The following is a 20,593-nucleotide window of genomic DNA, read 5'->3' as shown; positions in this document are numbered from 1 at the left end:
TTACAAAGGTTTATTGTGAATACCATGTGTCCATTAAAAACAATAAATTAAATCACATGATCTGAGCGTTTCATAGCTTTAATTCTTTTTACAAAGCTTAATTGCGAACACCATGAGTCCATTAAAAATCAATAAATTAAATCACATGAAAGTAAAAACGGTACTTATTAAAAATGCTAAAATTGTCAATGAAGGACGCATTTTTGAAGGTGATATTTTAATAGAAGGAGAATTTATAAAAGAAGTTGCTGATTCCATTAGTGCCAAAACTGCCGATGTGATGGTGGTTGATGTTGAAGGAAATTATGTTTTTCCTGGAGTGATTGATGATCAGGTGCATTTTAGAGAACCTGGATTGACTCATAAGGCAACCATCGCGTCAGAATCTAAAGCTGCAGTGGCAGGTGGCATTACGTCGTTTATTGAAATGCCAAACACATCACCACAAACCACAACCATAGAAAAACTTGAGGAGAAATTTGAAATTGCTGCAAATACATCTTACGCCAATTACTCGTTTATGTTTGGAGGAACCAACACCAATTTAGACGAGATATTAAAGGTGGATTCAAAGAATGTGGCGGGATTAAAGTTGTTTTTAGGATCGTCTACCGGCGATATGTTGGTAGACAATACGGATGTTCTTGAAAAAATATTTGAAAGCACTGATCTATTGATATCCGTGCATTGTGAAGATGAAGCTACTATTAAACAGAACCTTGAAGCACATATTCAAAAGTACGGAAATGATATTCCTATAGAATGCCATCCTGAAATTAGAAGTGCGGAAGCATGTTATATATCATCATCCAAAGCTATTGAATTGGCAAATAAAACAGGTGCTCGTCTGCATATATTCCACGTGTCCACGGCAAAGGAGACCAAGTTGTTCACAAATAAGATTCCGTTGAAGGAAAAGAAAATTACGGCAGAAGTCTGTATTCACCACCTGTGGTTTAGCGATGAGGATTATAAGAAAAAAGGAACGCTCATTAAATGGAATCCAGCGGTAAAGACGGTCGATGATCGTGAGGCTTTGTGGAAAGCCCTTTTAGATGACCGTATCGATGTGGTTGCTACAGATCATGCTCCACATACCTTAGAGGAGAAACAAAATGTTTATACCAATGCGCCATCCGGCGGACCTTTAGTGCAACATGCTTTGACGGCTATGATTGAAGCGTATCACAAGGATAAAATCAGTTTGGAGAAAATTGCTGAGAAAATGTGCCATAACCCTGCCATTTTATTTCAGATAGAGAAGCGTGGTTTTATAAAGCCGGGCTATTACGCTGATTTGGCTATAGTGGATATCAATAGCCCTTGGACGGTTAATAAAGATAATATAGTATACAAGTGCGGATGGTCACCTTTTGAAAACGTAACATTCAAGTCCAGAATAACCCATACTTTTGTCAATGGTACTTTGGTTTACAAGAATTTTAAGACCTTGGATGTCAAAGCAGGAAAACGTTTAACTTTTGAAAGATGAAACACTTTTTTTACATTTTAATCCTAATGTCTTTTGTTGGGTGTAACAAGATTAACAGACCTAAAAAGCCTAAAGACTTAATTGCTAAGGAAAAAATGTCTGACATCATGTATGACTTATACATTCTTAATGCTGCAAAAGGGGTTAATAAAAAGGTGTTGGAGCTTAATGGGATTATGCCATCAGAGTATATTTACAAAAAATATGATATTGACAGTTTGCAATTTGCTGAAAGTAACACCTATTATGCTTATGATACCAAAACCTACTCTGCCTTGGTAGAAAAAATAAAGTCCGATTTAGAAAAGGACAAAGAACTATACGAAAAACTGACCAGGGAAGAGCAACGGATGAATGATTCGCTTAGAAAAGTTAGTAGGGAATTAAAGGTAAAGGATTCCACAAGCTCCACACAAGACGAATCAGTAGATTAGCAATCCTTAGTTCTACCGGTGTGATTTAATGTACAGAGGTTTACATTGATTAAAAATTCAAGTGCTTATTAGTGTCTGATTGGCTTGCCGTCTCTATCGGCCGGAAGGATCTTTAGCCTCTCGATTTAAATCCTCCAAAAATAATTGACACGTTTCTTTAATGGAAACCTGCATTGGCTTAAATTCAAAGTCCAACCTATTTTTTAATTTTGAGGCGTCATATTTGGTAATGCTTTTGGCGCTTTTGGTCATCTGCTTGGAAAATCTCCGGCGTTTTCCCGTCAGCAATCGACGTAACCAATCCAATCGCCAACCTATTCCTAATATTATGGAGGTGGCTTCTTTACTTGCTGGTTTTACACCAAGCGCTGCGGCGGTCAAATCTTGAAACTCCTTAAACGATAAATTTTCTGAAATGACAATAAACCGTTCATTTTTAATGGTGCTTTGCATTAATGATACCATCGCCCTAACCACATCATCAACATCCACATAGGCTGTAACACCGTGAGTGTAGTAAGGCATGCCTTTATATATTTTCTTGATCAAACTGCTACTGCCGCCACTATGCCATAACCCTGGACCAATAATAATACCCGGATTTACAATAACGGCATCAACACCTTCTTGAGTGCCTCTCCATACCTCGTTCTCAGCACCGTACTTAGTAATGGCATACACACTGTTGTCATCATCTTGATTCCAAATGGTATCTTCCGTAATTAATTGTTGTGGATTTTGATGATGGCCTATAGTGGCAATAGAACTGATATAACAAAGTTTTTTAACCTGATGGGAGATGCATAGATTGACCACATTTGCCGTGCCTTCAATATTGATTTTTCGCAATTGATGGTATTTATCAGGCTCAAAACTGACAAATGCAGCACAATGATAAACATAACTGACATCTTTAAAAGCAATTTGAAGGGCTGGAATATCAATAAGATCAGCTTCTATCCATTCTATCTTTTTATAGATTGATTCAAAATCGGATGAATAGTACGCAAATACCTTTTTTACCAACTCCAATTTGTGTTGTCTTCGATAGATTGCTTTAATCTTATCGTTGGTTTTTAGCAGATTATACAATAAATGAGAACCTACCAATCCAGTGCCTCCTGTGACTAATATCATGTGACTAAAATAAAGAATTATTAGATATTAATCCCAACTTCTGCTTTGATGTTTATCTTTGCACAAAATTTATAAAATTAATTTCAAAACTCATGACAAACCCTTTTGTAGAAGATTTACGTTGGAGAGGAATGGTACACGATATCATGCCCGGAACTGAAGAGCAACTCAGTAAAGAAATGACCAGCGCCTATATTGGCTTTGATCCTACATCAGATTCACTACATATTGGCAGTTTAGTGCCTATAATTCTATTGGTCCACTTGGAAAGAGCGGGACATAAACCCTATGCTTTGGTGGGTGGTGCTACCGGAATGATTGGCGATCCTTCAGGGAAAAGTGATGAGCGCAATTTGTTGGATGAGGCTGCTTTGGCAAAGAATGTAGCCGGTATAAAATCAGTATTGTCACGTTTTTTGGATTTTAATTCGACGGCCAAGAATGCGCCGGTTTTAGTGAACAACTACGATTGGATGAAAGATTTCTCATTCATCGATTTTGCGAGAGACGTAGGTAAGCGGATTACGGTCAATTATATGATGTCTAAAGACTCTGTCAAGAAGCGTTTCTCTGGCGATGAGGGCAGTGTTGGTATGTCGTTTACCGAATTTACCTACCAATTGATTCAAGGGTACGATTTTTATCATTTGCACAAGCACCATAATATTCTTTTGCAAATGGGAGGCAGTGACCAATGGGGAAATATTACTACCGGAACCGAGTTGGTAAGACGAATGAATGTTGGGCAAGAAGCAAAAGCTTTCGCAATGACCTGTCCCTTGATTACTAAAGCAGACGGTACAAAATTTGGCAAGAGTGAAGGTGGCAATATTTGGTTGGATGCTGATAAAACTTCAGTGTATAAATTTTACCAATATTGGTTGAATACAAGCGATGAGGATGCGGTTAGGTATATTAAAATATTTACTTTTTTAGATCGACAAACGATTGAAAAATTAATTGTTGAACACCAAGAAGCTCCGCATTTGAGAATCCTGCAAAAACGATTGGCGGAAGAGGTCACTACTTTTGTACATTCTAAAGCAGATTTTGAAAATGCTGAGCGAGCCTCTAATATCTTGTTCAGTAAACAGTTTAAGCAAGATATCGGAACCTTGGATGAAGCGATGTTTTTAGAGGTTTTTGAGGGTGTGCCATTGGCGGAAATCCCTAAAGCTGAGTTCGACAATGGGGTTGATATGATTGCCGCACTCTCTGCCAAGACCAATTTTTTAAATTCCAACGGCGAAGCCCGACGTGCTCTAAAAGCGAATTCGATTTCCGTGAACAAGGAAAAAGTTGCTGAAGATTATGTCATTACAACCGATGACCTGATCAATGACAAATATATTATCCTCAATAAAGGAAAGAAGAATACCTATATTATAAAAGTGGGAGCTTAGTTAGGGATAGATCACAATTCCAATGTCATTGAAACGAGCTGTTTCATTTAATTAAATCAAAAAATTGAATTTATTAGATCCCGCCCAAAAGCGGGATTAGTTCAGCTACGTCCCACTTTTGGCGGGACTGCTTCACTAAAAAAAACGCCTGACAAAGTAAACTTCGCCAGGCGTTAAAAAACCAACCAATCAACTTAAAAACTTTTCTTTTTCAATTATAGAATACTCTTTTTTTTGGTTTCCCAAAAAGTCAGCTTTTTAAGTATGTAATTGGTCGTGTAACGTGCAGTTTAATTACATGCATATCAGACTTTAACATAGATTTATAACACCATAAGATTGCAACCGCGAATATCAGAATTGTCAAAGCGTCCGATGATCTCAAAAGCGTTATCTGGTAAGGTCTTTCCTAAGTCTTGGGTAGCAATAAATGAACAAGAATTATAATTTGCCAAATCAATAATATTGACCCCACCTGTTTTGTAATTGGATAAGATGGCCATAGGATCTTCAGTGTCTCTGGTTAGGACCCGCATCCAATTGGGACATTTAAAAATGCCGTGTCCCTTAGAGTAAGCTTGACTCAATAATTCGGTCATCCCATACTCACTATGAATAGTCTGTACTCCAAAACCTTGTTTAAGAATGTCATGTAACGCGTCTCTAACCATTTCTTTTCGTCTGCCCTTCATCCCGCCAGTTTCCATAATGATGGTGTTTTTTAATTGAAATTGATAAGATTCAACCAAGTCCAATAGTGCGAAAGACACCCCAATGAGTAGTACTTTTTTGCCTTGACTATCCAAGGTTATTAAAAGATCCTTTAAATCTGAATGATTATCGAGATAGAACCCGCTTTCGGCATGTCCGGACTGTTTGATCATATCGTCCACCATATATATCAGAGAAGAACCTTGGCGCTCCAAATACGAAGGCAATAATGCCAACACAACATAGTTTTCAATAGCACCATAAAAATGAGAAAATGCACTTCTAAAACTGGCCTCATAAAAGTTGATGTCCGTAACTTGATGCTTACTAGTTACATTACCAGTTGTGCCAGAACTCGTAAAAACTTTCTCAACTGCTTGAGTGGTGCTCAGGACATCGTGCGATTTAAAGAATTGTATGGGGAGAAATGGAATGTCTTCAATGCGTTTGATATCACTATAATGTATATATAACAAATCACAAAACGAACGGTATACGGGGTTGTTCTCAAACTGAAATTTGAAAACTTTTAAGCATGCTGATTCAAACTCGGCCGGTGTTTGAATATTGAAAATAGAATCCATCGTAATCATATCACAAAAATATAGAAAATAAAAAATGCCTTAACTAAATATCACGGGCCTTTTTTAATATTTAATGGATTATTGGCGCAATAACAAATTATTGGATTAATTGCGGTGAATCACAAAATAAAGTAACACTCGAAGTCCTATTTGCGACTACAAAAGGAATTATTCAGTCATATAATTATAAAAAATAGTTGGTCCGTAGAAGAATTGATATGTGTAGCTTAGTGCTTAGCTTACTTGACCACCAGTTTTCTTGTGGCAGAATTGTTACCTTCCTTGATTTTTAAAATATAGATGCCGGCTGTCAATTTGGAGATGTTCAGTTCTTTTCCGAAAAGAGAGGTCGCAAGGATTTTTTTACCCAACACATCATATATTTCAATGTTTTTGGTCAAGTTTTCTTTCGTGGTAATATAGATTTTGCCAGTGCTAACAGGGTTTGGGAAAATTGACAAATCAACAATCCCATCAGAGGCAGGCACTGTAGTTGTAGAGGAGTTCATTTGTGCATAACCCGTTGTCATACCCATACCGAGCCCGAAGAATAAAAAAAGAATGTAAATGTAATTTTTCATCATGCAAAAGTAGTTTTTCTTCAAATGAATTTTTGTAATTAAAGGTACTAAATATTATGGCAAATCCCATACCAAAAATTTGTTAAACATTAAAATTTTCGATAAAAGGTTAAAAAATTGTTGGCTACAGGTTATCTTAAGGTTATCAATCGCCTGCTTTTTTCATAAGTATCTGCTTATAACCTTATCTTTACACTATAACTTATTGAAATACCCTAATGAGAAAGAAGGATATAAAAATTCTGTTGGTTGATGACGAACCAGACATTTTAGAAATAATTGGTTACAATCTTTCTGTCGAAGGTTATCAGATTATTACGGCAGAAAATGGTAATAAGGCCATTAAGAAAGCAAAGAAAGAACATCCACAACTTATTATCATGGATGTTATGATGCCTGGAATTGATGGTATTGAAGCGTGTGAACAAATTCGAAAGATACCGGAACTCAGCAATACCATTATTACTTTTTTGACGGCCCGCGGTGAGGATTATTCACAAATGGCCGGTTTTGATGCGGGTGCTGACGATTATATTACCAAACCTATTAAGCCCAAAGTGTTGACCAGTAAGGTCAAAGCGCTATTGCGGCGCTTAAATGAAGAGCGGCCATCGCAAAATATTCTTAAAATTGGTGAGTTGATCATTAATAGGGAAGAGTACAAGATTCTGCATCATGGCAAGGAAATCATTTTACCGAGAAAGGAATTCGAATTATTATCTTTGTTAGCCACCAAACCCAATAAGGTATTTGAACGCGAAGAAATATTGAATAAAGTGTGGGGCAATGATGTGGTTGTCGGTGGTCGGACCATAGATGTCCACATCAGAAAATTACGTGAAAAAATTGGAGATGATTGTTTTAAAACCGTAAAAGGGGTAGGTTATAAATTTGTTGACTAATGCAAAAAAAAATCAGAAAATCCTATAAGTTTGCTTTTAAGACCACCCTTTATATTACTGCGGTTTTAACCATATTGCTTACTTTGTTTTCTGTCCTCACCAAATCCTTTAATCTTTGGGCGATTTTAGGCTTTTCAGTTCTTACTTATGTCATTTCATTTTTCATCATTCAATATCGGGTCGAGCGGTTTATTTATAGAAGAGTCAAAAAAATATATGACGATTTGACTTTATTGGAGTCTGCTACGATACGCAAGCAGCCCATAACGACCAATATGGCAACGCTGACCCAAGAAATTGGAAAATTTGCTCAAGATAAAAAGCTCGAGATTGAAACCCTAAAAGTTAGGGAAGAATACCGCAAGGAATTTCTGGGGAACATCTCTCACGAATTAAAAACCCCACTATTTACGGTCCAAGGTTATGTGTTGACTTTATTGGATGGCGCCATGGACAACGAAAGTCTTCGTAAAAAATATCTCGAAAGAGCAAATAAAGGCGTGGAACGATTGATTTATATTGTACAGGATTTGGATATGATTACCAGATTGGAAGTGGGCGACTTGAGTCTTAATATAGAGCCATTTGATATTGTGGCTTTGGTGGAGAGCGTATTCGATTTACTCGAAATGAAATCTGCAAAGAAGAAAATTACCTTGACTTTTGATATGCAGTACCCTAATCCAATTATGGTCAAGGCTGATAAAGAACGGATCAGACAGGTGCTGACCAATCTTGTGGTCAATTCAATTAAATACGGACGAACCAAGGGAACTACCGAAATCAGTATTGAGAATTTAATAAAAAACAAGGTGATTGTACGGGTTACTGACAATGGTGAAGGTATTGCTAAAGCTAATATCCCCCGACTTTTTGAGCGTTTTTACAGAATTGATAAAAGTGGCTCCCGAAAGGAAGGTGGTTCCGGACTGGGGTTATCTATTGTAAAACATATTATTGAAGCTCATGATGAGAAAATTTATATTGAAAGTGAATTGAGCGTAGGTAGTGAATTCTCATTTACGCTCGAAAAGGTGAAATAGTTCTTTAAAATTAGAAGAGTTCTCAATAATGCTTAGACCTTTGTAATTATCAATAGCTTCAAGTTTTTTTAAATTGAAATCGTTCTGTTTGCAGAATGGTGCCAAATGATTGTCTTGCATTCTTTTGGCTAAATAATATTGCTCAAATTGTCCCGGTGTCGGAATAAAAAAGGCTTTCTTTTTCAGTTTGGCTAAATCCATGATGGTGGTATAACCGGAACGTGCAACGACTAAACGACTTGAATTTATGGATTTCTCCAATAAATCCGTCGTCATAAAGTTATAAATAGTGAGATTGCCTGATTCTTCAATTCTTTGTTCATCTTCTACAACACCTTTAACAAAAAGTACTTTACCTTGATGCTTTTTAAATTCCTCTAATAATTTATTTTCTAAAATTGTGCGTTGTGGCTCCGGACCGGATAGCAACACCATGATGTCATACATTATTTCGGATGATTTCTTTTCAAACCTACTTAAAATCCCAATATATTTTATATTAAGCTTAGAGTCATCAATATGTCCCATTTTTCCGCTCAAATTATATGGCCCAAAATTATCAGGAACCCAGCATTCGTCAAATCGTTTTATGGTTTTTTGATGTAGCATGGAGCTGAGCCAGGTTGTACTACCGCTTAATACTCTCAATTGATGGGTAATAAAAACCGAAGGCACGTCTTTATGGAAAATGCCAAATCTGTTATCTGAAATGATGCCATCAATAGCGTGGGTTTTAACGATTTTTTGGATTTCATTATGCTCCTTACGTATAGTTCTTAGAATTTTTGGTGAATCTTTGAAAATCTTAAGCTTTAAATAATGGCCTTTTTTGGCATAGGTAATATTATAAGATGGTAACGCCAATGCTTCCAAATCAGGGAATTCTTTTACAAGTAGAGTTAGTGCGGCACCATCGCTCGCAAGAATTGGAGTGAAATTGTGTGCTATTAAGGCCCGGATGATCGGAATGCAACGCGTGGCATGGCCCAACCCCCAATTTAAAGGAGCAACGAGTATTTTTTTATTCATTCTACTTTTAAGGTACGATCACTTCTTTGTGCATTCTCAATACGAGCGGTTTGTGTTTTTCTATACGCATCGGTGGTTCCGCTCTAAACTTTTCCTGCAAAATAGACTATGGCGAGCTGTTTTCAGCTTTAGTAAAACCAAAAAAGTGCCAATTTGATATTTCACACAATTTATTATTCCAAAAAAATCTCTTAATATTCAAAGATAAGGAACTTAAGGCTTAGATATATTTGATTAATTTTGCCAACTATAAAAAAAAGCCTGCTAAGATCTGCAACTTGTAACTTTTACCCGTTTTGCCTGTCTCTAGCTTTGCCAATAGAGGGAAATAAAATACAATATAACTGTGGGAAGTAAAAACAAACTCAAAAGATTTAAGGAAAATGAAACCTTTTCAAACGTTTATCAACCAAGTCGGGAAGAGTTGGTTAATGAGAATTTTGATTTAAAGGGACGTTGGAATGCGGAGGTTTTTAAAAATGATCACCCTATAGTTTTAGAACTGGGCTGTGGAAAAGGAGAGTATACGCTTGGTTTGGCTGAAAGATATCCAAATAAAAACTTCATTGGAATAGATATAAAAGGCGCTCGATTTTGGCGAGGTGCAAAAACTGCCGTGGAAGATAACATTTCTAATGTTGCTTTTCTACGTACGCAAATTGAGCTTATTGATCATGCCTTCGGGGCGCACGAAGTTGATGAGATTTGGATAACTTTCCCAGACCCACAAATAAAATATAAACGCACCAAACACCGTATGACCAACGCCGTTTTTCTGGAGCGCTATAAGTCCATCCTTAAGCCAGAAGGTGTGGTCCATTTAAAAACCGATAGTGAATTTATGCATGGTTATACGTTGGGGCTCTTGCATGGTGCGGGGCATGAGGTGTTATACGCCAATCATAATGTGTACAAGCAAGAAGGAAGTCCAGCGGAAGTTACAGAAATTCAGACCTATTATGAGGGTCAGTATTTAGAAAAAAACAAAGCAATTACCTATATTAGATTTAAAATTAAATAATTTTGAGCATTACGGTCATATTTTTACTCGGAATGATTATCGCCCTTGTGGGGGTCATTCCACCTGGATTATTAAATATGACAGCGGCCAAAATAAGCTTGAAAGAAGGCCATGTAAGGGGCATTATGTTTTCCATTGGGGTTTGTGTTGTCGTATTTTTACAAACCTATATAGCGGCCATGTTTGCGAGGTATTTAACCAACCACCCAGATGTAGTTATGGTATTGCAACGTGTGGCATTTGTAATATTTGTGCTGATTACCGTTTATTATCTCCTCATCGCAAAGGCAACCTCTAAAACTGAAATTGATCCGCAATCCAGAAGCAAACACAGCCGGTTTTTTCATGGCATGTTTTTGTCGGCCATAAATGTATTCCCAATTCCATATCAAGCCTATATGACCGTTACCTTAGCATCATTTGGATGGCTGGAATTTAACCGACCCATGATTATTTCTTATGTGGGCGGTGCCGTAACTGGGACTTTCGTCATGTTATATATGTATATTTTCTTTTTCGACAAAATCAAAAATAAAAATCTTACCTCTCAGAGAAATATGAATTACATAATTGGTTCTATAACAGGCATTATTGCCATCGTCACTTTGGTCAATATTATAGCTGACCTATGAAACCAGAAACGCTCAGTTTTTTTGATAAAGTATATGAGGTTGCTAAGCAAATTCCCTACGGACGGGTGACCAGTTTTGGTGCCATTGCAAATTTTCTGGGTGCAGCCAGAAGTGCCCGAATGGTGGGCTATGCTTTAAACGGTTCGGTTGGTAAGGATGTTCCGGCACATCGCGTTGTCAATAGAAAAGGCTTGCTTACTGGTAAACATCATTTTGAAGGCACTAATTTAATGCAGCAACTTTTGGAGAGTGAAGGCGTTATTATAGAGGATAATCAGGTAGTAAATTTTGATAAGGTCTTTTGGGACCCCAGTAAGGAACTGTAAATTTAGGAGTTCAAAACCGAAAGATTTGGTGCTGATTAGTCACTTTTTGAATGCGTCACGACAGGTCCTTATGTTTTGAGAATTTCAAATTGATCTCATAAAAAATAGGGATAGACTGCATCTATCCTGTCATTTAAATCTTAATGCTTCCAGCTTCCTACTTCCATCTATATTAATTATATTTGCACTTTAGAATCATTCTTAATAAAACCAAGCAAAGATTTTAAGATGGACTTTTTTGACCTTCTTTTATCTTTGTCTTTTAGCATCTTATCACAATGAAATTACATAAACAAGATATTCTTAAAGCGCTTGAGAGCATCTCAGTGCCTGGCGAAGGTAAAAATATGGTAGACAGTGGTGCGGTAAAAAACGTCGTTACTTTTGCTGACGAAGTTATCGTGGACATTACTATTTCCAATCCGACGCTTCAAGCAAAGAAGAAAACTGAAGTTGAAATCATGAAAACCATCCATGATAAGGTTTATGAGAAAGCAAAAGTTACCGTCAATATTAAGGTGGATGCGCCACCAAAATCGGCTGCTAATACCATTAAAGGGAAATCCATCCCGGGCATTCAAAATATTATAGCCGTAGCTTCGGGTAAAGGAGGTGTCGGGAAATCAACGATTACCGCAAATTTAGCTGTTACTTTGGCTAAAATGGGATTTAAGGTTGGTATTTTAGATGCAGATATTTATGGTCCATCTGCACCTATCATGTTTGATGTGGAGTTGGAGAAGCCTATAGCCATAAATGTTGATGGAAAATCCAAAATGAAACCAATAGAAAGCTACGGGGTTAAAATATTGTCCATCGGGTTTTTTACCCAACCAAATCAAGCTGTGGTTTGGCGTGGTCCAATGGCAGCAAAAGCACTCAATCAAATGATTTTTGATGCCCATTGGGGGGAGTTGGATTTTATGCTCATCGATTTACCGCCTGGAACTGGAGATATTCATTTAAGTATCATGCAGTCTTTGCCTATCACAGGAGCTGTTATTGTCAGCACCCCGCAAAATGTGGCCTTAGCTGATGCCAAGAAAGGTGTTGCTATGTTTCAGCAAGAAAGCATAAACGTTCCGGTGTTAGGTATTATTGAAAATATGGCCTATTTTACACCAGCTGAATTACCAGATAACAAGTATTATATTTTTGGAAAAGAAGGCGCAAAACACCTCGCCCAAGATTTAGATGTTCCATTTTTAGGTGAGATTCCATTGGTGCAAAGTATCCGCGAAGCTGGAGATGTAGGGCGGCCTGCAGCACTTCAGACAGCGACTGCGTCAGAAAAAGCTTTTGAAAAATTAACCCAAAACGTAGTGGAAGAAGTGGTCAGACGTAATGACGCCTTGCCACCTACAGAAGCTATTAAGATTACAACGATGGCTGGTTGTTCAGCAGTTAAAAAATAAATAACAATGCCAATTGGTATTGCCAACACCTTTAAATAAGTAATATGACAACTGATGAACTTAGATTAAATGTTGAGAAAGCACTTGATGAAATCCGTCCATTTTTGCAAAGTGACGGTGGAGACATTTCTTTATTGTCCATTGAAAATGACAATTTAGTAAGGGTCCAATTAGAAGGCGCTTGTGTAGGATGTTCAGTCAATCAAATGACCTTAAAATCGGGAGTTGAAATGACCATTAAAAAATATGCGCCACAAATTGAACATGTTATCAATGTTGATGCAACTAAAGCAGAGTGAGGTTATATTTCCGATAGCTATCGTTTAGGTTTTTGTTAAAGGTGTTTCTCGGCTTTAGCTTTGAAAACATCAAAACCTAATTCTTACCGCAAATGACAAATATCATAAGATTTTAATTTTATAATTTGAAAATTTGCGTTATAAAACAAAGTTGAATTAAATGAAATACCACTTAGGTCTGTTGACAGACAGGTTAGTGGCCACTATATGATTAAAACAGATATACTTATCATCGGCGCAGGTCCTGCAGGACTTTTTGCTGTGTTCGAAGCCGGATTGTTAAAAATGAAATGCCACCTTATTGACGCTTTGCCACAGCCTGGCGGTCAATGCACGGAGCTTTACCCTAAAAAACCCATCTATGATATTCCTGGATTTCCTGAAATCTTAGCGGGCGATTTAACCAAAAATCTTTTGGAACAATGTAAACAATTTGAGCCTGGGTTTACCTTGGGCGAGCGTGCGGATACCATCGAAAAACAAGAGGATGGCAGTTTTATTGTCACCACCAATAAAGGAACCAAACATCAAGCACCGGTAATTGCCATTGCTGGTGGTTTAGGGAGTTTTGAGCCGCGTAAACCTCAAATTGCCAATATTGGCTACTTTGAAGATAAAGGTGTCGAATACTTTATAAAAGATCCGGAAATTTATAGAAACAAACGTGTCGTTATTTCCGGCGGAGGTGACTCTGCTTTGGATTGGAGTATTTACCTTTCTGACATTGCTTCTGAAGTGACCTTAATCCACAGGCGCAATGAATTTAGAGGCGCTTTGGATTCTGTGGATAAAGTCCAAGAGTTAAAGGATGCTGGCAAAATAAACCTAGTAACACCGGCAGAGGTCATTAATATTGTTGGTGACCATAAAGTGGAGGCCGTAGTGGTTTCGCAAGCCCAAAATATCGAAAAGGAGTTTGAGATTGAGTGTGACCATTTTATTCCACTGTTTGGACTATCTCCTAAACTTGGGCCTATTGCGAAATGGGGACTCGAAATCGAAAAAAATGCTATTGTTGTTAACAATGCCTTAGATTATCAAACCAATATTCCAGGAATTTTTGCCATAGGTGATGTGAATACCTATCCTGGTAAATTAAAACTTATTTTGTGTGGCTTCCATGAAGCAACCTTGATGTGTCAAGCGGCTTACCAGATACTAAACCCTGGAAAACGCTATGTTCTAAAATATACGACAGTCAGCGGGGTTAATGGATTTGATGGAACGCGAAAAGAAGCGCCTAAGCAAGTTGTGAAAACCATAGATTAATATTGTGAACAGGGGGCAGTAGGCTGATAAAGGAAAAAAGTAGCTGCCGTGGATGAACAAAAAATTCTGCATGAATACTTAAACTACCTGCAAGGTTTTAACACCTTGTAGGTCTAAAATATAAAAGTACCCGAATTAAAGATTACTTCATGGAACAAGATGTAAAGATCACAATAACAGATAGAGAGGGAGTCGCCCATGAGGTTATGGCACCAACAGATATGGCCATGAACTTAATGGAAGTTGTAAGAAGTTATGAACTTGCACCAGAAGGTACCATTGGTACCTGTGGTGGTATGGCCATGTGTGCTTCCTGCCAATGTTATGTTATAAACGGGACACCGCTTCCAGAAATGGAAGATGAAGAAGAAGCGATGTTATCTGAAGCTTTTTTTGTAAAAGAAAACTCCCGATTGAGCTGTCAAATTCCTATTACTCCTGAATTAGAGGGCTTGGAGGTTGAATTAGCCCCTGAATCTTAATCAAAAAACAGCGCACGTTCTGATAGCAATCAGGATAAAATTTGTGTGGTCTTTCTCGTCTTAAACCGTTTTATATTCTGCTAATTTCTTTGGCCCTTCCAATAGGACTCTCACAATTTGTAATACTCCATCATCATTTGTGGCAATCAGCCATTTGATCAAGGAGATTTCTCCGTTTTCAATTTCCAAACCAGTGATACATCTTGGGTGGACGCAGCTGCCGTCGTTAAAAAACGCTATATCCCCCGGCTCTGGAAACCGTGGTCGGTGCGTATGGCCCGCAATAGTAATGAGGTTATGGTTTGCCATGATCCAATTCTTTGTACGACTTTCAACCTTTATCAGTTCTGTATAGTTTTTAGCCGGTGTCGTTGGATCAGCAATCCCCATAACATTTAAGGGTTTCCATAGGACTCTGACCAAAAACCGACTCCATTTCCAGAAGGTATAATTCCACCAATCGGCTTGATGTCCGTGGACCAAGAAAATTTCTTGTTGGGTTTCAGTGTGTTTTAATCGAATGCCTTCGTGGTATTCAATTCCTGGAAAAAGATCAACATCAGCTCCTAAGCGTTTATCAAAATATGTGTAAAGATTTTTTTTGACATAATCGGAGTCTTTATAAGCCATGTCATGATTGCCCCATATCAGGTGAAGTCTGTTCTCATCAAAAAATGACTTCATTAAGAGATAGACGTTTTTATGGGCTTCCAAAATGGGTTCTATAGATAAATTTTCCCATAACTCATCACCATCACCAAGTTCACAATAATGGAAACCTTTGGCATAATAATGTTTTAGAGCATGAAAATAAATGTTGCGGTTGTTTGCGAAATCGTCAGCGAAACTATTATCTCCTCGATGGCAATCACTAAATAATATGAATTTACTATGGTCATCAAAAGGGATGACTTTTGCGTTTTGATAAGCACGATCGAACCTTTTTTTTGAGGACATATGAATATTTTACTTAAAAGTACAAAAAAATGCTTCTCGATAGGGAAGCATTTTTTTGTTTTGAAAAGCCATAAAGCTCAAAATTTAAGCACTATCAAAAGATAAATTAAGTGGTGCCTAAAAGACTCCTACCTGCGCAAGAACATTATTTAAAAGCATTTAAGCCAGTGATGTCCAATCCTGTAATCAGCAAGTGGATGTCATGTGTGCCTTCATAGGTGATGACGCTTTCCAAATTCATGGAATGTCTCATAATACTGTATTCGCCCGTAATCCCCATGCCGCCTAACATTTGACGTGCATCACGTGCAATGGTAATCGCCATATCCACATTATTACGCTTGGCCATTGAAATTTGCGCTGAAGTTGCGGTTCCATTTTCTCTCATAACACCAAGTCGCCACGCCAATAATTGCGCTTTGGTAATTTCAGTAATCATTTCGGCTAATTTCTTTTGCTGCAATTGGAACTGTCCAATTGGTTTTCCAAACTGAATACGCTCCTTGCTATAGCGTAAAGCGGTGTCGTAACAATCCATAGCGGCTCCAATGGCGCCCCATGCAATGCCGTAACGAGCCGAATCTAAGCACCCAAGCGGTGCGCCCAATCCAGATTTGTTAGGCAACAAGTTTTCCTTAGGCACTTTAACATTATCAAAAATAAGTTCCCCAGTGGCCGAAGCTCTCAAGGACCATTTGTTATGAGTTTCAGGGGTTGAAAATCCTTCCATCCCGCGTTCTACGATTAGACCATGGATTCGACCCTCTTCATTTTTTGCCCATACAATGGCTACTTGACAGAAAGGTGCATTTGAAATCCACATTTTGGCACCATTTAATAGATAATGATCGCCTTTATCCTTAAAGTTTGTGGTCATTCCTCCCGGATCACTACCATAATCAGGTTCCGTCAGTCCGAAACTTCCCATCCATTCACCACTGGCAAGTTTTGGAAGGTATTTTTGTCGTTGTGCTTCGTTGCCGTATTTCCAGATAGGATACATTACTAATGATGATTGTACGGACGCCGTACTTCTAACGCCAGAATCGCCACGTTCAATCTCCTGCATGATCAATCCATAGGAAATCTGATCGAGTCCGGCACCACCATATTCAGCAGGAATATAAGGCCCAAAAGCACCAATTTCGGCAAGGCCGTCGATGATCTGTTTCGGGAACTCTGCGCGTTGTGCGTAATCTTCAATAATAGGGGAAACTTCACGTTTTACCCATTCTCTTGCGGCATCACGTACCAAACGATGCTCGTCATTTAGTAACTCATCAATATTATAATAATCAGGGGCTTGAAACAAATCTGGCTTCATTCTTTTGGATTTAAATTATTGAAATACAAAAGTAACGAAAACGTTTTCAGGGAACAATTTAAAACTACATTTTGAGGTAGAAATCTTTGGTCAAAGCAATATAATCTTCAGTGTAGTGGTGTCGTGCAGTCTCGATGATAAGTTCTTTTGGCTGGACTGAGGTTTCCTGAAAGGAGAATTGAATTAAACTTCGTTTGATTTCTGACTGCGGCGTTCCCTTGACCCTCAGAATTTGATTAGGATAAAGATGCTCTTTAGAGGCCAAAACGATAAATTCTTTTTCTTCCGAAAACGGAATGACCACGGAAAAACTTCCTTGTGGCGAAAGTAATTTTGAAACACTTTCAACAAGCTGTCTGAACGGCATGGCATCAACAAATCGTGCCAAATCACGTTGCTCATTGTCACTTTTGTAAGTGTTTAGAAAAAATGGCGGATTGGAGACAATCAAGTCATATTTTTCTGAATCCGATTCGTCATCAGAATGTTCCTTCACAAACTCCTCCAAAGCGGCATGATAGCAAAAAAGCCGATCTCCCCAAGGTGACGCCTCAAAGTTTTCAACACATTGTTCGTAGGCAGCATCATCAATTTCAATGGCATCAATAATTTCGGCAGACATGGCTACTGCACCGCTACGTTGTGCTAGCATTAAGGCCAAAATCCCAGTGCCTGCACCAATATCCAGAATAGAATAAGGATTTGAATCCAACGAGGTCCATGCACCGAGCAATACCGAATCGGTACCAATTTTCATGGCGCATCGGTCTTGTTTTATTGTAAATTGCTTGAAGTTAAAAGGTTTCATTTAAAGCACCAGATTTTTAAAATTCCAAATTCCAAAGTAAAAATAATAATTAGGTTTTGTTTATGATTGCCGATGAAATTTCACATAATTCTTCCGCTTCGTCTGTAAGTTGAGGTCATCCTTAATTCAATTAACTCATTTAAATCCTTTTAAAATTTTGGCAATAATATTGATTCCTTGGTTTCCTTTCTTGCAATTCATAGCGGTATGTCTTCTCCATAGCCTTCAAGAGTTGAGGCTATAATTTTGGCTCTATCAGTACTTTGGAGCTGTTAATTGGAATTTTGTACTTACATTATTATCTGTCTATTTGGTAGACAGCACATTTATTGTAGGTACAATTCAATCAGTCCTTCCGGCGTATCAACCGTAATCATTTTTTTCTTTTTATCCACTTTTTTGATAAAATCATCATTCATCGGAATCAAGATTTCAATCCCATCTCGATCAATCTCAAAAAGAGCCTGGGCCGTCGAGTCATTGACCGATTTTACGGTGCCAACCTTTCCGAAATTGACATCTTCGACTGTAAATCCGATAATTTCATGAAAATAAAATTTATCGTCATCAAGCTTAGGTAAAAACTCCAAAGGCAGGTAGAGCTCAGACTTAAGTAAGGCGTCGGCATCCTGTTCGGTGTCTACATCTTCAAATTTTATGCGCAGCAATTCTGATTTATGCAATTGTGAAGACTCAATAAAAAATGGTACCAAATTATTCCGAAGATCCACAAAAATAGATTCCATATCTTCGAACATCTCGGGTTCATCCGTGTCCAGCTTTATCAACAATTCACCTTTAAAACTGTATTTTTTTACAATTTTTCCAACGTAGAAGCAGTCTTTTTTTAGCATTGGTTTTTTTTTATTTAATCTATAATTTAATTAAAATCTTTTATAATGTATGAAATATTACTCAAGTTATGTGAGACCCAGATAAAGGTTGAGATCTCTACAATAACACTTTCTTTTGCTTTAAAAAGAATACTATTTCACAAAAAAACTCCGATAGGTCATATCGGAGTTTAAAAGTATAAAAAATAAATTCTTTATTCTTCTGTTTTTGTTTCAGCATCTTGTGTAGCGGCTTCATCCGTAGTACCTTCAGTTTCGGTAACTTCTTCAGCAGGCGCATTTGCAGCAGCTTCAGCAGCTTCTGCGTCGGCAATAACCTGAGCAGCTTCAGCTTCACGCTTAGCATTTGTTTCTTTTTCAGCTTCAAGAGCTTTCGCTTTAGCATCAGCATTGGCTTTTGCTAAACCTTCTTTTTTGGCGTCAACTTTACTTGCTTTTTCTTCCAACCAAGCCGCAAATTTTTCTTCTGCCTGCTCTTCTGTTAAAGCACCTTTTCTAACTCCACCTGCAAGATGATTTTTCAGCATGGCACCTTTATATGACAAAATTCCTCTTGCCGTATCCGTAGGTTGTGCGCCATTTTGAAGCCAACTTACAGCCAAATCAACATCTAACTCAATAGTTGCTGGATTGGTTGTTGGATCGTAAGCACCGATTTTCTCTAAGTATTTACCATCTCTTTTTGATCTTGCATCAGCTGCAATAATCCAGTAGTAAGGTTTCCCTTTTTTACCACGTCTTTGTAATCTGATTTTAACTGACATAAATAATTAATTAGTGAGGTTCGCGACCTCTATTATTAATAAGTGCCTTCTTGACATAATCAATTTATGCCATTCAAGCGGGCGCAAAGATACTACAAATATTTTTTTATTTTCAAATTATTTAAAGTAAATAAAGTGATGGCTCAGACATTTGATGTCCTGTGCCCCAATTGTTTACTTATTTTTGAAAAATCCAACAGCGTTTTCATAGGAAGGAATGAATTAAACATAGCGTTTCATTGCGATTTGTGTCGTTTGGAACGAAATCTTTTAGCCGAATAGATAAATTTTATCTTAAAATTTTAAAATCGTTCTTAATTGGTTGGCTCGATAAATAGGGTGGAGTTCTTAAAAAAATCTTTGGTTTCATGTTATTCAATAGCTTGTTTTTTGTTTATTAGTACTCTAATAAGTTATTTAAATTTGTTGCCATGAAAAAAGTTGCTTTGTTTTTAATAATACTATTCACATGCTATGGATGTGGTGATGAGGTGCAGTTTAATACTCCTGCATTGCAAGGAAATAAGAACTATCAACTTTGGCGTGCAACTTACTTTGATGCGGTGCTTGCTGAACATGGCCAACTGACCATCAATGCCGGAACCAAAACAGAAAAATTGGAGATCGTGTTAGTGTCGCTTAAAGAAGGAGCGTATAGCTTATCTAAAATGAGTGATTCTAAGATTGATTTTTTGGATGAAGAAAATATTTCATATTCTACGGCCAATCTTCAAAACCCGGAAGATAATTTTGAACAGGAAATCGGACAGGTGGTCATAACAGAATTTGATGGAAATACCATCACTGGGACCTTTAGATTTATTGCTTTTTCTGCAGATGGACAGGATTCCGTCGGATTTAATGATGGCATTTTCTATAAAGTGCCAGTGCGTTAACCAAGTGTTAAAGGAGCAATCACTGAAACAATGAAATGGATTACTTTTTTCTTGTCAACTGTTTATAACTTTGCTTTAGAAAAACATTAATTATATGTAATTTTAAACACTTTTTGGTGAAACCCAAAACCTGGAAGTGAAACGTCATGGTTATTGAGTTTTAAACCGATAGCTGTTGAGATAATCCTGCTTATTTGCAGGGTCTTAGTTTTAATGGCTCAGTACTTGAT

At 37.6% G+C, this 20,593-nt stretch carries 22 protein-coding genes; 13 read left to right on the top strand and 9 right to left on the bottom strand.

Annotated elements, in window-relative coordinates; all coding sequences use genetic code 11:
* The first annotated feature begins 112 nt into the window (after positions 1-112).
* Together H3Z82_RS02545 and H3Z82_RS02540 are read left to right on the top strand one after the other, a co-directional pair.
* Positions 113-1,492 (top strand): dihydroorotase, encoded by a 1,380-nt coding sequence (locus H3Z82_RS02545; protein WP_394368092.1) that lies wholly within the window; start codon positions 113-115, stop codon positions 1,490-1,492.
* Positions 1,489-1,926, top strand: coding sequence for a DUF4296 domain-containing protein (locus tag H3Z82_RS02540; RefSeq protein WP_182202325.1), 438 nt, complete (start codon positions 1,489-1,491; stop codon positions 1,924-1,926). Before H3Z82_RS02545 ends, H3Z82_RS02540 begins: the two co-directional genes overlap by 4 nt.
* 93 nt (positions 1,927-2,019) lie before the next feature.
* Here the strand turns inward: H3Z82_RS02540 and H3Z82_RS02535 are convergent, their stop codons facing one another.
* Positions 2,020-3,063 (bottom strand): NAD-dependent epimerase/dehydratase family protein, encoded by a 1,044-nt coding sequence (locus H3Z82_RS02535; protein ID WP_182202324.1) that lies wholly within the window; start codon positions 3,061-3,063, stop codon positions 2,020-2,022.
* 92 nt (positions 3,064-3,155) lie between these two features.
* Here H3Z82_RS02535 and tyrS point away from each other — a divergent pair, with 92 nt between their 5' ends.
* Positions 3,156-4,466: a tyrosine--tRNA ligase gene (tyrS, locus tag H3Z82_RS02530; RefSeq protein WP_182202323.1), complete on the top strand. Its 1,311-nt coding sequence runs from the start codon at positions 3,156-3,158 to the stop codon at positions 4,464-4,466.
* 323 nt (positions 4,467-4,789) lie between these two features.
* Here the strand turns inward: tyrS and H3Z82_RS02525 are convergent, their stop codons facing one another.
* The gene (locus tag H3Z82_RS02525; protein WP_182202322.1) at positions 4,790-5,770 is read right to left on the bottom strand and encodes a long-chain-fatty-acid--protein ligase; all 981 of its coding nucleotides are present in this window, start codon (positions 5,768-5,770) and stop codon (positions 4,790-4,792) included.
* Between the two features lie 230 nt (positions 5,771-6,000).
* Positions 6,001-6,345, bottom strand: a complete 345-nt coding sequence (locus H3Z82_RS02520; RefSeq protein WP_182202321.1) for a T9SS type A sorting domain-containing protein — start codon at positions 6,343-6,345, stop codon at positions 6,001-6,003.
* A gap of 215 nt (positions 6,346-6,560) precedes the next feature.
* Between H3Z82_RS02520 and H3Z82_RS02515 the strand changes: the two genes are divergently transcribed.
* Both H3Z82_RS02515 and H3Z82_RS02510 read left to right on the top strand, forming a co-directional pair.
* Positions 6,561-7,244 carry a response regulator gene (locus H3Z82_RS02515; RefSeq protein ID WP_182202320.1) on the top strand — a complete coding sequence of 228 codons (684 nt, stop codon included), beginning with the start codon at positions 6,561-6,563 and terminating at the stop codon, positions 7,242-7,244.
* Positions 7,244-8,287: a sensor histidine kinase gene (locus H3Z82_RS02510; RefSeq protein WP_182202319.1), complete on the top strand. Its 1,044-nt coding sequence runs from the start codon at positions 7,244-7,246 to the stop codon at positions 8,285-8,287. The genes H3Z82_RS02515 and H3Z82_RS02510 overlap by 1 nt, the downstream gene beginning before the upstream one ends.
* Here the strand turns inward: H3Z82_RS02510 and H3Z82_RS02505 are convergent.
* On the bottom strand, positions 8,261-9,316 hold the full coding sequence (locus tag H3Z82_RS02505) for a glycosyltransferase (protein ID WP_182202318.1): 1,056 nt from the start codon (positions 9,314-9,316) through the stop codon (positions 8,261-8,263). The two genes, H3Z82_RS02510 and H3Z82_RS02505, sit on opposite strands and share 27 nt — an antisense overlap.
* 346 nt (positions 9,317-9,662) lie before the next feature.
* On the opposite strand from H3Z82_RS02505, the gene trmB reads away from it, so the two are divergent.
* From trmB to H3Z82_RS02470, 7 genes are all read left to right on the top strand, one after another.
* Positions 9,663-10,337 carry a tRNA (guanosine(46)-N7)-methyltransferase TrmB gene (gene trmB, locus H3Z82_RS02500; protein ID WP_182202317.1) on the top strand — a complete coding sequence of 225 codons (675 nt, stop codon included), beginning with the start codon at positions 9,663-9,665 and terminating at the stop codon, positions 10,335-10,337.
* A gap of 2 nt (positions 10,338-10,339) precedes the next feature.
* Positions 10,340-10,969 carry a LysE family translocator gene (locus tag H3Z82_RS02495; RefSeq protein ID WP_182202316.1) on the top strand — a complete coding sequence of 210 codons (630 nt, stop codon included), beginning with the start codon at positions 10,340-10,342 and terminating at the stop codon, positions 10,967-10,969.
* On the top strand, positions 10,966-11,295 hold the full coding sequence (locus H3Z82_RS02490; RefSeq protein WP_182202315.1) for an MGMT family protein: 330 nt from the start codon (positions 10,966-10,968) through the stop codon (positions 11,293-11,295). The genes H3Z82_RS02495 and H3Z82_RS02490 overlap by 4 nt, the downstream gene beginning before the upstream one ends.
* A gap of 278 nt (positions 11,296-11,573) precedes the next feature.
* Positions 11,574-12,710 carry an Mrp/NBP35 family ATP-binding protein gene (locus tag H3Z82_RS02485; RefSeq protein WP_182202314.1) on the top strand — a complete coding sequence of 379 codons (1,137 nt, stop codon included), beginning with the start codon at positions 11,574-11,576 and terminating at the stop codon, positions 12,708-12,710.
* Positions 12,711-12,754: 44 nt separating this feature from the next.
* A complete protein-coding gene (locus tag H3Z82_RS02480; protein WP_182202313.1) occupies positions 12,755-13,009 on the top strand; it encodes a NifU family protein in 255 nt (84 codons plus the stop codon).
* A 207-nt stretch (positions 13,010-13,216) separates the two neighbouring features.
* Positions 13,217-14,278: an NAD(P)/FAD-dependent oxidoreductase gene (locus H3Z82_RS02475; RefSeq protein ID WP_182202312.1), complete on the top strand. Its 1,062-nt coding sequence runs from the start codon at positions 13,217-13,219 to the stop codon at positions 14,276-14,278.
* Between the two features lie 149 nt (positions 14,279-14,427).
* The gene (locus H3Z82_RS02470; protein ID WP_182202311.1) at positions 14,428-14,760 is read left to right on the top strand and encodes a 2Fe-2S iron-sulfur cluster-binding protein; all 333 of its coding nucleotides are present in this window, start codon (positions 14,428-14,430) and stop codon (positions 14,758-14,760) included.
* A gap of 60 nt (positions 14,761-14,820) precedes the next feature.
* Here the strand turns inward: H3Z82_RS02470 and H3Z82_RS02465 are convergent, their stop codons facing one another.
* From H3Z82_RS02465 to H3Z82_RS02445, 5 genes are all read right to left on the bottom strand, one after another.
* Positions 14,821-15,717: a metallophosphoesterase family protein gene (locus H3Z82_RS02465; RefSeq protein WP_182202310.1), complete on the bottom strand. Its 897-nt coding sequence runs from the start codon at positions 15,715-15,717 to the stop codon at positions 14,821-14,823.
* Positions 15,718-15,862: 145 nt separating this feature from the next.
* Positions 15,863-17,041 (bottom strand): acyl-CoA dehydrogenase family protein, encoded by a 1,179-nt coding sequence (locus H3Z82_RS02460; RefSeq protein ID WP_182202309.1) that lies wholly within the window; start codon positions 17,039-17,041, stop codon positions 15,863-15,865.
* Between the two features lie 64 nt (positions 17,042-17,105).
* The gene (locus tag H3Z82_RS02455; protein ID WP_182202308.1) at positions 17,106-17,849 is read right to left on the bottom strand and encodes a tRNA1(Val) (adenine(37)-N6)-methyltransferase; all 744 of its coding nucleotides are present in this window, start codon (positions 17,847-17,849) and stop codon (positions 17,106-17,108) included.
* Positions 17,850-18,175: 326 nt separating this feature from the next.
* On the bottom strand, positions 18,176-18,703 hold the full coding sequence (rimM, locus tag H3Z82_RS02450) for a ribosome maturation factor RimM (RefSeq protein ID WP_182202307.1): 528 nt from the start codon (positions 18,701-18,703) through the stop codon (positions 18,176-18,178).
* Between the two features lie 194 nt (positions 18,704-18,897).
* On the bottom strand, positions 18,898-19,467 hold the full coding sequence (locus tag H3Z82_RS02445) for a 30S ribosomal protein S16 (RefSeq protein ID WP_182202306.1): 570 nt from the start codon (positions 19,465-19,467) through the stop codon (positions 18,898-18,900).
* Between the two features lie 431 nt (positions 19,468-19,898).
* Here H3Z82_RS02445 and H3Z82_RS02440 point away from each other — a divergent pair, with 431 nt between their 5' ends.
* Positions 19,899-20,363: a DUF6252 family protein gene (locus H3Z82_RS02440; protein WP_182202305.1), complete on the top strand. Its 465-nt coding sequence runs from the start codon at positions 19,899-19,901 to the stop codon at positions 20,361-20,363.
* The last annotated feature ends 230 nt before the right edge of the window (positions 20,364-20,593 follow it).

Source organism: Gelidibacter maritimus (genome assembly GCF_014062315.1).
Lineage (GTDB): Bacteria > Bacteroidota > Bacteroidia > Flavobacteriales > Flavobacteriaceae > Gelidibacter > Gelidibacter maritimus.
This window is presented reverse-complemented; position numbering and strand designations above follow the sequence as displayed.